We start from the raw sequence: 14,348 nt of genomic DNA, 5'->3' as shown, positions 1-14,348 counted from the left end.
GGCTATTATGTAATGCGTAAAGGAGGAAGTGATATGGATAGTTTCCAATTATCAATGATTCAAAAAGCTATTCACCGTACGTATGATGAGCTCGGAAAAGAAGTGGATAGTCAAGGTGCGATTGTAGATGAAATACAAAAAGCACAAGAAGAATATTTGTCAGCTCTTTCACATGAAACAGCGATTGATAAACGGTATTTAAAGTCATTAATATAGAAGAAAATTTTCCTTTTTCGAAAGGAAAATTTTTTTTCGTGAATTTCTATGTATGGCAACAGGGGAAAGCAAATGCATACATATGCGTAGCAGTTGCTATTATCTTTTTATAGAAAAACTTTTTGGTTGGAGGCTAAGGATGTTTACTGAGAAGAGATTACCATTTGAAGTAGGAAAACAAGATAATTTTTATGATAAGTTGAATGAGTGGATTGGAGATGTATTTTACGACATCCTTCCGGAAAAAGGCTTTGAAGAGCGTGATGAACAAATTTTTATGGCGTTTCAGTTAGAACGCGCTTTCCAAGAAAAGAAAGTTATGTTCGCAGAAGCGGGTGTAGGAACAGGGAAAACAATTGTATATCTTCTATATGCAATTTGTTACGCGCGTTATACTGGGAAACCAGCTATTATTGCTTGTGCAGATGAAACGTTAATTGAGCAGCTTGTGAAAGAAGAAGGGGACATTGCTAAGTTATCTGAAGCATTAGGGCTATCTGTTGATGTAAGGCTTGCAAAATCAATGGATAATTATTTATGCTTACGTAAACTTGAAGATGTTATGAGTGGACGAGCTCCAGAAGTAATTGAAGACGTATATTACGAGTTACCACAGTTTGTATTCGATCATGGTACGATGCAAAACTTTACTCACTATGGTGACAGAAAAGAATTTCCACTTTTAAATGACGAAGAATGGTCAAAAGTAAATTGGGATTACTTCCAAGATTGCTTTACTTGTGATTCTCGTCATCGCTGTGGACAAACTCTTTCTCGTGAACATTATCGTAAAGCAGCAGATTTAATTATTTGTTCTCAAGATTTCTATATGGATCATATTTGGACGTACGATGCTCGTAAGCGTGAAGGGCAAATTCCATTATTACCAGAAAGTAGCTGCGTTGTATTCGATGAAGGACATCTTGTAGAATATGCAGCTCAAAAAGCTTTAACATACCGTTTAAAGCAAACGATGATGGAGCAACTTTTAACGAGATTGTTGCAAAACGATATTCGCGAGGAGTTTGCACATTTAGTAGAAGAAACAATTTGGCAAACAGAGCGATTCTTTGATGTGTTACAAGAGAATAAAAAGGAAATTGCCGGTTCTGATCGTTTAGAAATTACTGTGACAGAAAAAGTAACAGCTGAAGCGAAGCGACTTTATGCAAAAATTGGTGAAGTCGGTGATGCATTAGTATTTGAAAGTGAAATGCATACAGTAAACACGTATGACTTAAATATCGTTGATGAGCATTTAGATGTGTTAGAACATTCACTTCGTCTGTTTATGCACGAGAAAAATGTAATTACATGGGGTGAAGAAGGTGATGGTGCCTTCACGTTAGTTATTATGCCGCGTGCAGTTGAAGAGGTGTTACAAGAGAAAGTATTCTCGAAGAAAATCCCGTATATTTTCTCTTCTGCGACATTATCGAACAACGATTCATTCGCATTTACAGCAAATAGTCTAGGGGTAAAAGATTACTTATCATTCTCAGTTGCCTCACCGTTTGATTATGAGGAGCAAATGGCGGTAAACTTACTATCGCATACGAAAGAAAATGAATGGGAAAGAAAGTGTCAATATACACTTGAAAATATACAAAAAACAAATGGACGTACGCTTGTATTATTCCGTACAACACAAGAACTTGCAGCGTTTAAAGAATATGTAAGTAAAGAACAAATGTCAGTTCCGTTCCTATATGAAGGAGATCAGGAAATTAGTCAGCTCGTTTCTCGTTTCCAAAATGAAGAAGAGACTGTACTTTGTGCCGTTCATTTATGGGAAGGTTTAGATATTCCAGGTTCATCATTATCACATGTTATCATTTGGTCATTACCATTCCCTCCAAACGATCCTGTGTTTGAAGCGAAACGTAAGCACGTAAATGATCCATTCTGGGATGTAGATGTACCGTATATGATTTTACGACTTCGTCAAGGGATCGGACGTTTAATTCGTACGAGCGACGATAAAGGTGCTATATCAATCTTCTTATCTGATTCAGAAGATGAGAAAGTAGTTGCAGCTGTGAAAAATGTACTGCCAGTAGAAGGTAAAGAATTATAAGGAAAAAGCTTGGCGCTTGCCAAGCTTTTTTCTATTATAAAAGGAATTTATGTTTCCGTGTCGAATTAAGTTTGAGGTAGAAAAAGGAGGCTTTTATACGATGACAGTTGCTACATATGAAGTAGAAAAACAATTTTTAACATACGTGAAGAAGATACAGAATTATGGAGAAGCATTAAGTTTAATGTTTTGGGATTTAAGAACAGGTGCACCAAAAAAAGGTGTGGATCAGCGTTCTGAAGTAATTGGTATGCTTTCGTCAGAAGTGTTTGCTATGTCGACTTCAGATGAGATGGGAAACTATTTAACAGAGCTTGAAGCTTTAATACGCGAAGATAAACTTTCTGAAACGACGAAGAAAATGGTTGAAGAGTGCCGGAAAGAATATGATAGAAATAAAAAAATTCCACAAGTTGAATATGAGGCTTATGTGAAATTAGAAGCGAAAGCGGAGAGTGTGTGGGAAGAAGCTCGCGAAAAATCTGATTTCGAAATGTTCCGCCCGTACTTAGAAAAAATTGTGGAATTTAAAAAGAAATTTATTACATATTGGGGTTATGAAACATATAAATACAATACATTATTAGATATGTATGAGCCAGGTATTACAGTGGAAGTTTTAGATCACGTATTTGGTCAACTTCGTGAGCACATCGTACCGCTTGTAAAAGAAATCTCTGAGTCTAAAAAAGGATTAAAAACAAGTGCTTTATCGGAACGATTTTCAAAAGAAAAACAAAAGAACTTTACATTAGAATTATTGAAGCAATTGAATTATGACTTTGAAGCAGGTCGTCTTGATGAAACAGTACATCCTTTCGAAATTACATTAAATAGAGGGGATGTTCGTATTACGACACGCTATGATGAAAAAGATTTTCGTATGGCTGTTTTTGGAACAATTCATGAATGTGGTCATGCAGTATATGAACAAAATATTGCAGAACAATTTGAAGGTACACCACTTTGCAGTGGTACATCTATGGGTATTCACGAATCACAATCATTATTCTTTGAGAACTTTATCGGCCGTAATAAATCATTCTGGAAGAAGAATTATGATTTATTAAAAGAGTATAGCAATGGTCAATTTGATGATATGTCAGTTGATGAGTTTTATGATGCAATTAACGAATCGAAACCGTCATTCATTCGTATAGAAGCAGATGAGCTTACATACCCGCTTCATGTTATGGTTCGTTATGAGCTTGAGAAAGAATTATTTGATGGTACATTACAAGTGAAGGACTTACCAGCAGCTTGGAATGATAAGATGGAAGCATATTTAGGCATTCGTCCGGAAAATAATGCACAAGGTGTATTGCAAGATGTTCACTGGGCTGGTGGTTCATTTGGATACTTCCCATCTTATGCGCTTGGTTACATGTATGCAGCACAGTTTAAGCAAAGAATGTTAAAAGACATTCCGAACTTTGACGCATTATTAGAAGAAGGAAACGTAACACCAATTCGTGAATGGTTAACAGAAAATATTCACCAATACGGTAAAACGAAAAAGCCACTTGAAATTTTAGAAGATGTGACAGGCGAAGGATTAAATGCAAACTACTTAGCAGATTATTTAGAAGCGAAGTATAAAGAAATTTATGAGTTATAAAAAAGAGCTGCTTAATTGCAGCTCTTTTTTTAAGGGGGATAAAAGAATGCTTTATACATATACAGTAATGACGCAAGAAGAAGCGGAAGAGATTGCATATAACTGGCACTATGAAGGGAAATATTCTTTTTATGATATAGCGGCAGATGAAGAAGATTTAGATGAGTTTTTACATGATGAGAGTAGAGGGAATCATACATTTTCTGTAAAGGAAAATGGCACTCTCATTGGTTTTTTTACTGTTTGTAAAATGAATAATGGAACGGTTGATATAGGACTTGGAATGAGACCTGATATAACTGGCAATGGATTTGGTTTACAGTTCGTGAATGCGGGACTAGCTTTTAGTGAAGAAAAATATGGGTGCAATTATATAACACTATCAGTAGTGAAATTTAATGAGAGAGCTATTAAAGTATATAAAAGGGCAGGGTTTGAAGCAGTTGGGACGTTTATACAAAAAACAAACGGTAGTTGTTTTGAGTTTTTGAAAATGAATTATATATGTGGAAAATAACAAAAAACAGAAGAGGGTTCTTCTGTTTTTTGCAACTTCATTAACTTTCAGTTGATAGCATGTGTACAGCTATTTCATGCATGTCTTTCAAACCTGATACTTGAGCGTATTCAGCAACAGTGATACTATTTGTTGTTAGAAGTTCGATAATATGTTCATCCATTCTTGACCAAGTTTTACCGCCAGAATTGTCATAAGAATTAATTAACTTTGTTAGTCCATCTTTCCCAAAGAGCAGATAATGGGAAGCGAAATCGATAGATACATCAGCTATCCCTACTTCTGTCCAATCGATTAAGCCAGTTACATTATTTTTCTTATCAATCAGGATATGACCTGGATGTATATCCCCGTGCTTTACTCCTACATGAGATGGCCAAAAAGAGTCTTCAGCTAGCCATGCTTGCCAACGATCCCATAAGTTTTGATTGATGTGGTATTGTTCCTTCACTCGATTCATCCTTTGTTTCATAGAAGTTCTTAATTCATTAGCAGTAAGAATTTCAACACCTATATTATTAAATTTTTGCTGAGGTAATGAGTGTAAATTCGCTAGAACTTTTCCTAATGAAATATTGTATTCAGTTGGTGCATTCTTTTCATTAAAGTTCCATATATATTCTTGTCGTTCTATATCGATAGTAGCGGCAGGAACGCCACTTAGTTGTTTATAAGCGATTAGTTCCTCAGAGAATATAGACCAATCAGGAACTTGGAATTCTACATGTTTTTTCATAAGTTCTAATGCTTTTTTTTCTCGTTGGACATGTCTCATAGATTCTGGTCTACGAGGAATTCTTAGTATCCATTTATCTCCGTTTTGTTCTTTAACGTGTGCTACTTGAAAGTCAACGCCAGATTCATTAATTACTATTGAATCTTCTAATATATTTAGTCCTTCCTTATTTGCTAATTGTTTAACTTTAAGTGTATTCATTCCCATTTCCTCCAAATGTTTATTCTAATTTTAATGTTTTCTGTTACTAATTGTTTCTAACTACATCAATATGATTAAAGTAGCGAGATATAAGGAAATGTAATCATAAAAAAACCACAGACGAGCTTCTGTCTGTGGTTAAGAGTAAACGAGGATATAATGAATAAACGCCTCTCTTTGTATGAAAAAATATACGAAAAAAAGACAGACGTATATCTGCCTTTCTTCATGTGGAAAGTGTACTCTTCCGTTGAAGATTATTAAAAATGTGCAGACTAATCCCGTTTACTCTGCTTTATGAAAACAGAGCCTTTGAACATATTAAGTTACTTATTGTTCAAAGTTTGCTGACGTAGTCTTCCTGCGTGCATCATCTTTAATAATCCTCCTTTTAATAGTATGGTAACACTATACTTTGTTTATAAGTAAATATCAATAAAAAATACTAGATATAATATCTTAAAAATCGAATTAACTAAAAATTTATATTCGGAAAATAGAGATAAAGGATATTTGCTTTTGTAATTGGAAATTGTGGAAGAAGATGTGTATGATAGAATTTTAGTAGTAAATAGTAGGTTTAGCAAGGAAAGGTAGAGGTAGTATGATTACAATTAAAACGAAAAATGAAATAGATTTGATGCATGAATCTGGAAAATTACTTGCTTCATGTCATAAAGAAATTGCGAAAATGATAAAGCCAGGTATAAAGACACAAGAGATTGATACGTTTGTTGAAATGTATTTAAAACAGCATGGTGCCACATCTGAACAGAAAGGTTACAATGGGTATCCATATGCGATATGTGCATCTGTAAACGATGAAATGTGTCATGGGTTTCCGGCCGATGTTCCTTTAAATGAAGGAGATATTGTAACAATTGACATGGTAGTAAACTTAAATGGTGGTCTTTCAGATTCTGCTTGGACGTATAGAGTTGGAAATGTTTCTGAGGAAGCGGAAAGGTTAATGGTAGTAGCTGAGAATGCATTGTATAAAGGGATTGATCAGGCGGTAATCGGTAATCATGTAGGAGACATTGGGTATGCAATTGAGAGTTACGTAGCAAATGAAGGTTTTTCTGTCGCAAGAGACTTTACGGGACATGGAATAGGTAAAGAGATCCATGAAGAACCAGCAATTTTTCATTTTGGGAAACAAGGACAAGGGCCTGAGTTGCAAGAAGGAATGGTAATTACAATTGAGCCAATTGTAAATGTAGGTATGCGATATTCGAAAGTAGATTTAAATGGATGGGCTGCAAGAACGATGGACGGGAAATTATCAGCGCAATATGAGCATACAATTGCAATTACAAAAGATGGGCCAATTGTTTTAACGACGCTTTGAAATAATATGTAAGAGTTTACAAAACTCGAACGAAAATGATGTTTTTATAAAATTTGTACGTGTTTTGTTAATAAATACTTTTCAAAGTATAAAAAGTGCGTTATAATCCATCTATAAAATAAATAGTTAGCTACACTCATATAATCGCGGGGATATGGCCTGCAAGTTTCTACCGAAGTACCGTAAATACTTTGACTATGAGTGAGGACGAATATATTGCTTGTTTAGCATTCTTTTTTGCGAAACTCCAAAAGCGCGTCTCTCACTTGTAACGAGTGGTGGCGGCTTTTGGAGTTTTTTATTGCATAAGAGGGGGAACAAACATGAAAGTATTACAAGAAAAGATTTTGAACGAAGGAAAGGTTTTATCTGGTGACGTATTAAAGGTAGATGCATTTTTAAATCATCAAATTGACCCAGTACTTATGCAAGAGATTGGAAAAGAATTTGCTAAACGTTTTAAAGAAGAGAACATTACAAAAATCGTAACGATTGAATCTTCAGGCATCGCACCAGCAGTTATGGCTGCATTAGAGCTTGGTGTAAAAGTAATCTTTGCAAGAAAACGTAAATCGTTAACGTTACAAGATAATATGTACGTTGCAAACGTATACTCATTTACGAAACAAGAAACGAATGAAATTTCATTATCTCGCAATCATATCGATGAAAATGATCGTGTATTAATCATCGATGACTTTTTAGCAAACGGTCAGGCTGCTTTAGGTTTAATGAGTTTAGTAGAGCAAGCTGGAGCGAGTATTGCAGGAATTGGAATTGTTATTGAAAAAGCATTTCAAGATGGAGGAAAGAAGCTTCGTGAACAAGGCGTTCGTGTTGAATCACTAGCAGAAATTGCATCACTTGATAACGGCACAGTTGCATTTGTACAGCATGAAACTGCGGAGGTGAAATAAGCAATGAAGCAGCATCCATTTAAAATTGCATCGCTTGGTATGCAGCATATGCTTGCTATGTATGCTGGCGCAATTATCGTACCGCTTATTGTAGGCGGCGGACTTGGTTTAAATCAAAAAGAGTTAACATACTTAGTCTCAATTGATTTATTAATGTGCGGCGTTGCGACAATTTTACAAGCATTATCAAATCGCTTTTTCGGTATTGGACTCCCAGTTGTACTTGGTTGTACATTTACAGCGGTTGGGCCGATGATTGCAATTGGAAAACAATACGGTGTGTCTTCTATCTATGGGGCAATTATTGCTGCCGGGTTATTCGTTGTTATTTTTGCGAAATTATTTGGAAAGCTTGTAAAACTGTTTCCACCAGTTGTAACAGGGTCTGTCGTTACAGTAATTGGAGTTACACTTGTTCCAGCCGCTATTAATGATATGGCTGGTGGAGTAGGAAGCAAAGATTTCGGAAGTCTTGAAAACTTAGCGTTAGCATTTGGAGTGTTATTATTTATCATCATTATGTATCGTTTCTTTGATGGGTTTATCCGTTCAATTTCTATTCTATTAGGTTTGTTGTTCGGTACTATCGTTGCAGCATTTATGGGGAAAGTAAGCTTGCAAGCAGTTGGAGAGGCGGATTGGTTCCATGGTATTCAGCCATTTTACTTCGGTACACCAACATTTGAATTAACACCAATTATTACAATGATTCTCGTTGCTTGTGTAGGGATTGTAGAAGCAACAGGTGTATACTTTGCATTATCTGATATTTGCAATAAAAAAATCGGTGAAAAAGAATTAACAAAAGGGTATCGTGCAGAAGGATTAGCGATGGTGTTAGGTGGTATTTTTAACGCGTTCCCATATACAACATACTCTCAAAACGTAGGACTTGTTCAATTAACTGGAGTAAGAAATCGCGTTATTATTTATACTTGCGGTGGTATGTTAATCGCTCTTGGGTTTATTCCGAAAATTGCAGCTATCACAACAATTATTCCGAAGTCAGTACTTGGCGGTGCTATGCTCGCAATGTTTGGTATGGTTATGGCATATGGTATTAAAATGTTAAGTAGCGTTGACTTTGGAAGACAAGAAAACTTATTAATCGTTGCATGTTCTGTTGGAATTGGGCTTGGCGTAACAGTCGTTCCTACATTATTCTCACAACTTCCAGAAAGCATTCGTATTTTAACAGATAACGGAATTGTACTTGGAAGTGCATCAGCAGTATTGTTAAATATCGTATTTAATATGGTGCCGCAGCGCAAAGTGAAAGTAAAAGAAGAGCCGGTGTCTATGCAAAGTGCAGTAAGAGAAGCGTAAAAAAGCAAGGTCTCGTTATGAGACCTTGCTTTTCTTTTTAAGTGGCATCATTTTCCCGTAAGTACCAAGACGCCAAATGTACTCAAGTGGCCCGTATTGGTAATGTGAAAGCCACCAGCGGCTAATAAAGATTTGTAACGTGTAGAAACCGACGCAGAATAGTGGTCCAACCCATAATGGAGCAAGATAATCATTTTTGAATAGTAGCCCAAATACAAGTAATGTAACAATTGTATGTGAGATGTAATTCGTTAACGCCATTCGTCCAACGTATTGGAATGGACGTAATACTGTTTGCCATTTTTCTTTTTGTAATAAACGCATTAACGTGACAATGTAGAAGATGAACAATGTCTTTCCGCTTATCATCGTAATACCCATAAGTGAAAATGGTGTGTATGGTTGATTGTTCATAAAGAAGTAAACCATAATAAACCACATCGGTAATGTTAAAATGAACATAATGATTTGCCATTTTTTAAGTTTTGGATCTAATTCCTTAGCACGGCGGAAAATGTCTTTTTTACCGGCATATAATCCGAGTAAAAACAATCCTAGTGTTTCAGGAAGCATAATAAGACTGTTACTTATTGCTTCAGAATAGAAAGAATAGAATCTGTCTGTAATTTGTAAGCCCCAGTTTTCTAACGGCATAATGGCTATGGAAAGGCCTAGTTCATCTACCGGCACTAATAACATGACAAGAGAACCTAATAATGTGAACAATTGCATGAAACTTAATAGTACAATTGACCATATTAAAATAGTACGTGTCTTTCTTTTGTAAAATAAAAATAAGAAAAACCCGGTAATTGCATAAGTATGTAAAATGTCACCGTCCCATAAAAGAACGTAATGTAAGAACCCAAATAATAATAAGATAAGTAAGCGGCGAACAAACAAAGTTTTTGGACGATCGGTCTTCGCCTCAGCACGATTCATAAAAATATAAAAACCTAATCCGAATAAAAACGAAAAAATTGTATAAAATTTCGTTTGAATAAACATATCGTAAAATAGGCGAATATAGCTGTCTATCCCTTCGTAAATTCCTGTAATATCACGTGAGTCAACCCCGGCAATAATTGGCCAGTTAACAAGAAAAATACCTAATACAGCTATTCCTCTAATAATATCGATGGAATGTATCCTCTCGCCTTGTGAAATGTTTTGTGTCATTATTTTCCTCCTTGTTAAGTAATTCCCTTTTATTATACAAAATGTAAAGAAGAGGGTATATAGGTAATTTCCAATTTTTAAAACTGTTAAGATGCGTATTATGAGATATAATAAGAGTGCACAACAAGTTTTAACCTTCTTCAAAACAGGCAGTAAAGCTCCTTCCTATAAGGGGCTTTCTTTATGAAAAGTGTTGATAATGATTCTCTTTAATGATAAACTGTATTCAAAAGTGATAATCATTATCAAAAAAGGTTGGTGCGTAAGTATGGTATATGCATTAGTAGCAGGTACAGTCGTTGTATATGCAGTTATTACAAAGTATGTTTTAAATGGAGTAGGAACAGCAAAATGAGTGATATGACATAAAATCCCTTTCATTTGTAAAAAGAATGAAAGGGATTTTTTATTTTTAATGAGAATATGCTGAAAATTTAGTATGATAGTAAAGTGAAACTGTAATCAATGGGTAGGTGTAACTCTCACTGGTTATGAGCTCGCAAATAGCAGGGAAAAGTATATACATCTTGGATAAAGGGGAACAAGGGGATGACAAACATAGTACAGACAAACGGTATGAGAAAACTTGTTTGTTTTTATGAAGAGTGGCAAAAACACGGCGATGCAGAGAATAGTTTAAAGTTGTTTGAGGTGATTCAAAAATATAAACAAGAACAGCTTATGATAGCGTTCTGCGGTCACTTCTCTGCAGGGAAATCAACGATGATGAATCATCTATATAAAGCACAGTTGTTACCAACAAGTCCAATTCCGACAAGCGCTAACGTCGTTAAAATTGAAAAGGGATTTGATCGTGTTGTTGTAACGATTAAATCTGGAGAACAGTACGAATATGATGGTGCATATTCAGCGGAAGAATTAAAACAAATTTGTAAAGACGGTGATGAGGTAATTGGTGTTCATATTTATCGGAATGATGCGCCAATTCCTGAGGGTGTTATGTTAGTTGATACACCAGGGATTGATTCAACAGATGATGCCCATCAATTAGCGACAGAATCAACGCTGCATCTAGCAGACGTAATTTTTTATATGATGGATTATAATCACGTCCAATCGGAAGTGAATTTACAATTTGTTAAAGAATTGAAACAACGTAATAAAACGGTTTATCTCGTTGTAAATCAAATAGATAAACATAAAGAAAATGAATTATCGTTTGAGGATTATAAAGATAGTGTAAAACAATCGTTCTCTAACTGGGATATTGAAGTAGATGGAGTTTATTATACGTCATTAAGAATGATGAACCATCCACAAAATGAAATTGGAAGCTTAGAAACATTAATTACATCTATTATGAAAGAAAAAGAGCAGTATGTAAGAGATGGAATGGAGCGAGAAACAGAATATTTAATGGGGGAACATTTCTCGTTTATTCTTTCTGAAAATGAAAAAGCTCTTTTGACATATGAGGAAGAGTTAGCATCACCGCTTTCGATTTCAGAAATAGTTGAAAAGAAAGAAGAGCTAACGGAAATTAAACATCGCGAGGCTAGTAAAGAATCTCATGTGAGAAACGAATTTATAAAAGGTTTACAAGCTATATTAGATAACGCGTATTTAATGCCATTTGAAATGAGAGAATTGGCAAATGCATATTTAGAAACGAAATTAACAAAGTTTAAAGTTGGTTTGCTATTTGCAAAAGGAAAGACGGAGCAAGAAAAACAAAGACGTGTAGAGGCGTTTTATTCTGCCCTTCAAAAGACTGTTGAAACGCAACTTGATTTTCATGTGAAAGAATTTATTGTGGCCTTCTTAAAAGAAGAAGGATTGTTCACGGAGGAAATTGGGAAAGACATATATGCTTTAGAAATTGCTTTTGGACCAGAAATGTTAGCTGAAGTCATTAAACAAGGTGCAGGTTTCACAGGTGATTACTTACTTCTTTATACAGCGGATGTAGCGAATGAACTGAAGAAACGTTATTTTACAAAAGCTCAGCAAATTTTTGATAAAAGTGCAGTCGTTTTAAAGCAAAAGGTGAAGGAAGCAGTTGCTCGTATGGAACAAGAGATTGAAAAATATACGATGTTGCAAACGGCAAAAGAGACGGAATTACAATACAGTAACAATTTAGAGACATATGAAAGTTATTTACAAAATATTTGGCGCGAGCGTGTTGCTACACCAGAAGGATTGCAAATAGAGGAGATATTGCAACGTGAAAAACAAATTGTTAGTGAGAAATTTACACTACAAGAGCAGGAGATTGTAAATGATAACGGGGCGGCTCATGAAGAAGAGATAAAAGGAACAGCAGTTTTAAATATTCAGCGTATATTAGAGAAAGTGAAGAAAGCTGAAATGATATTAGAGCCATTGCCAGCGCTGAAACATGTACAGCAAGAGGTAATAGAAAAAAGGCGTCGTGTGGAAACGAAACAATTTACAGTAGCGTTATTCGGAGCTTTTAGTGCTGGGAAATCATCATTTGCCAATGCCTTACTAGGTGAGAAGGTACTTCCTGTATCACCAAATCCGACGACGGCAACGATTAATCAAATTTTGCCGGTTACAGAGGAAAAACCACACGGAACAGTAATGGTTCAATTCAAATCAAAGCAAGCTTTATTAGAAGATATGAAAGCTGTTTATAAGCTGTTTCATTATGAGATTACTACGTTAGATGAGGCGTTAGCACAAATTGATAAAGTTATGAAATATCCTTCACCAACTGGGAAGCAAAAAACAACATTTAGCTTTTTACGAGCGGTACAAAAAGGGTATGATGCAGTTTCTACTTATTTAGGAGAACAAGTACAAGTTACATTAGAAGAGTTCTCTGATTATGTAGCGAACGAAGAAAAATCATGCTTCGTTGAGTATATGGAGCTTTATTATGATTGTGCTTTAACAAGGCAGGGAGTAGCGCTTGTAGACACACCTGGAGCGGATTCTATTAATGCTCGCCATACGGATGTTGCATTCCAGTATATTAAAAACGCAGATGCTATTTTATTTGTAACATATTATAACCATGTATTCTCTCGTGCTGATCGTGAATTTTTAATTCAGCTTGGTCGTGTAAAGGATACCTTTGCCCTTGATAAAATGTTCTTCTTAATTAATGCGGCGGATTTAGCAGAGTCTGAAGAAGAACTTGAAATGGTAAAAGGTTATATCGCAGATCAGCTACTGCAATACGGTATTAGAAATCCGCGTTTATTTGCAATTTCAAGTTTATGTGCGCTTGAAGAGAAACAAGGAAAGAATGTTGAAAAAGAGAAGTATGGTATTTTACAAAACTCTGGAATTACTAAGTTTGAGGAATCATTTACGTCCTTTATGATGAGAGATTTAATGCTTGTTTCTGTGCATGCTCTATATGGTGCGTTGCAAGGGGCAGATCAGCTTTTAGTAAACATGATAAATGGTGCAAAGCAGGGGAATGAAGAGAAAGAGAAGCAAACGAAAAAATATGAAGCAGAGCGTGGTCAACTACTTCATATCATTTCATCATATAGTGTACTTGCTGAAGAACAGGCGATGCAAAATGAAGTGAAAGAGTTGCTTTATTACGTGCAACAGCGTCTATTCCTACGCTATAACGATGTGTTTACTGAATTTATTAATCCGGCGTCACTTCGAACGGATGGAAATGTGAAAACACAATTGCAACAGTGTGTTATGGAATTAGTAGCATTTATTCAGCATGATTTATTACAAGAAATGCGTGCGACATCATTACGTCTTGAAAAATGGATAGACGAAGCGATGAAGCGTGCAAAGGACGAAATTGTAGTGAACTGTAAAGTAGAAAATCAATCAATTTCTATGAATGGAACAGTGGAGTATGAATATAAAGATATTACACATAAAGAACCGTTCCCTTCAGTTGAAATAAAAGATTTCAAAAAAGCACTGGCACATTTTAAAAATGAGAAAAGCTTTTTTGAAAAGAATGACAAAGCTTTTATGCAAGAAGACGCTAAATCTGTATTAGAACCGCTCGTATCAAACTATGTAGCCGATGAAAAAGATTTATTTGTTCATCATTATAAGCAAGAATGGGATATGAAGTGGAACTTATTCCAAAAAGTGATGCAACAAGATGTGATGAACTATTATGAAAGTATATTGTTTGCATTGGCTGAAACGATCGATGTATCTCTATATGAACAAAGTAAAGAACAATTGCAAAAGCAGTTAGTAGAGATTGAAAAAGAAATTTATGTTATATAGT

The 14,348-nt window shown here is 35.3% G+C and carries 11 protein-coding genes and 1 riboswitch; of the genes, 9 read left to right on the top strand and 2 right to left on the bottom strand.

What is annotated here, in order from left to right:
- Positions 1-33: 33 nt before the first annotated feature.
- From CN409_RS17955 to CN409_RS17940, 4 genes are all read left to right on the top strand, one after another.
- On the top strand, positions 34-216 hold the full coding sequence (locus CN409_RS17955) for a DUF3921 domain-containing protein (protein ID WP_000376895.1): 183 nt from the start codon (positions 34-36) through the stop codon (positions 214-216).
- A gap of 139 nt (positions 217-355) precedes the next feature.
- Positions 356-2,293 carry an ATP-dependent DNA helicase gene (locus CN409_RS17950; RefSeq protein WP_000493696.1) on the top strand — a complete coding sequence of 646 codons (1,938 nt, stop codon included), beginning with the start codon at positions 356-358 and terminating at the stop codon, positions 2,291-2,293.
- A 100-nt stretch (positions 2,294-2,393) separates the two neighbouring features.
- A complete protein-coding gene (gene ypwA, locus CN409_RS17945; protein WP_086389874.1) occupies positions 2,394-3,911 on the top strand; it encodes a carboxypeptidase in 1,518 nt (505 codons plus the stop codon).
- Between the two features lie 46 nt (positions 3,912-3,957).
- Positions 3,958-4,428, top strand: coding sequence for a GNAT family N-acetyltransferase (locus CN409_RS17940; protein ID WP_000967501.1), 471 nt, complete (start codon positions 3,958-3,960; stop codon positions 4,426-4,428).
- Positions 4,429-4,468: 40 nt separating this feature from the next.
- Here CN409_RS17940 and mphL read toward each other — a convergent pair whose 3' ends face one another.
- On the bottom strand, positions 4,469-5,365 hold the full coding sequence (gene mphL / locus CN409_RS17935; protein ID WP_081143526.1) for a macrolide 2'-phosphotransferase MphL: 897 nt from the start codon (positions 5,363-5,365) through the stop codon (positions 4,469-4,471).
- Positions 5,366-5,969: 604 nt separating this feature from the next.
- On the opposite strand from mphL, the gene CN409_RS17930 reads away from it, so the two are divergent.
- The 3 genes from CN409_RS17930 (at position 5,970) to pbuX (ending at position 8,959) form a co-directional block, all read left to right on the top strand.
- On the top strand, positions 5,970-6,716 hold the full coding sequence (locus tag CN409_RS17930) for a type I methionyl aminopeptidase (protein WP_000628412.1): 747 nt from the start codon (positions 5,970-5,972) through the stop codon (positions 6,714-6,716).
- Between the two features lie 116 nt (positions 6,717-6,832).
- Positions 6,833-6,934, top strand: a riboswitch (purine riboswitch).
- Positions 6,935-7,039: 105 nt separating this feature from the next.
- Positions 7,040-7,633 (top strand): xanthine phosphoribosyltransferase, encoded by a 594-nt coding sequence (locus CN409_RS17925; RefSeq protein ID WP_000866481.1) that lies wholly within the window; start codon positions 7,040-7,042, stop codon positions 7,631-7,633.
- A 3-nt stretch (positions 7,634-7,636) separates the two neighbouring features.
- A complete protein-coding gene (gene pbuX, locus CN409_RS17920; protein ID WP_000809215.1) occupies positions 7,637-8,959 on the top strand; it encodes a xanthine permease PbuX in 1,323 nt (440 codons plus the stop codon).
- Between the two features lie 15 nt (positions 8,960-8,974).
- On the opposite strand, the gene CN409_RS17915 is transcribed toward pbuX, so the two are convergent.
- Positions 8,975-10,138, bottom strand: coding sequence for a DUF418 domain-containing protein (locus tag CN409_RS17915; RefSeq protein ID WP_000193087.1), 1,164 nt, complete (start codon positions 10,136-10,138; stop codon positions 8,975-8,977).
- A 190-nt stretch (positions 10,139-10,328) separates the two neighbouring features.
- Here CN409_RS17915 and CN409_RS31900 point away from each other — a divergent pair, with 190 nt between their 5' ends.
- Complete coding sequence (locus CN409_RS31900) at positions 10,329-10,493, top strand: hypothetical protein (protein WP_153587184.1); 165 nt, start codon at positions 10,329-10,331, stop codon at positions 10,491-10,493.
- Between the two features lie 194 nt (positions 10,494-10,687).
- The gene (locus tag CN409_RS17905; protein ID WP_081143527.1) at positions 10,688-14,347 is read left to right on the top strand and encodes a dynamin family protein; all 3,660 of its coding nucleotides are present in this window, start codon (positions 10,688-10,690) and stop codon (positions 14,345-14,347) included.
- Position 14,348 lies beyond the last annotated feature (1 nt).

Origin of the sequence: Bacillus sp. AFS012607, from assembly GCF_002558005.1 — a bacterium.
In the GTDB taxonomy this organism is placed as follows: Bacteria; Bacillota; Bacilli; order Bacillales; family Bacillaceae_G; genus Bacillus_A; species Bacillus_A thuringiensis_S.
This window is presented reverse-complemented; position numbering and strand designations above follow the sequence as displayed.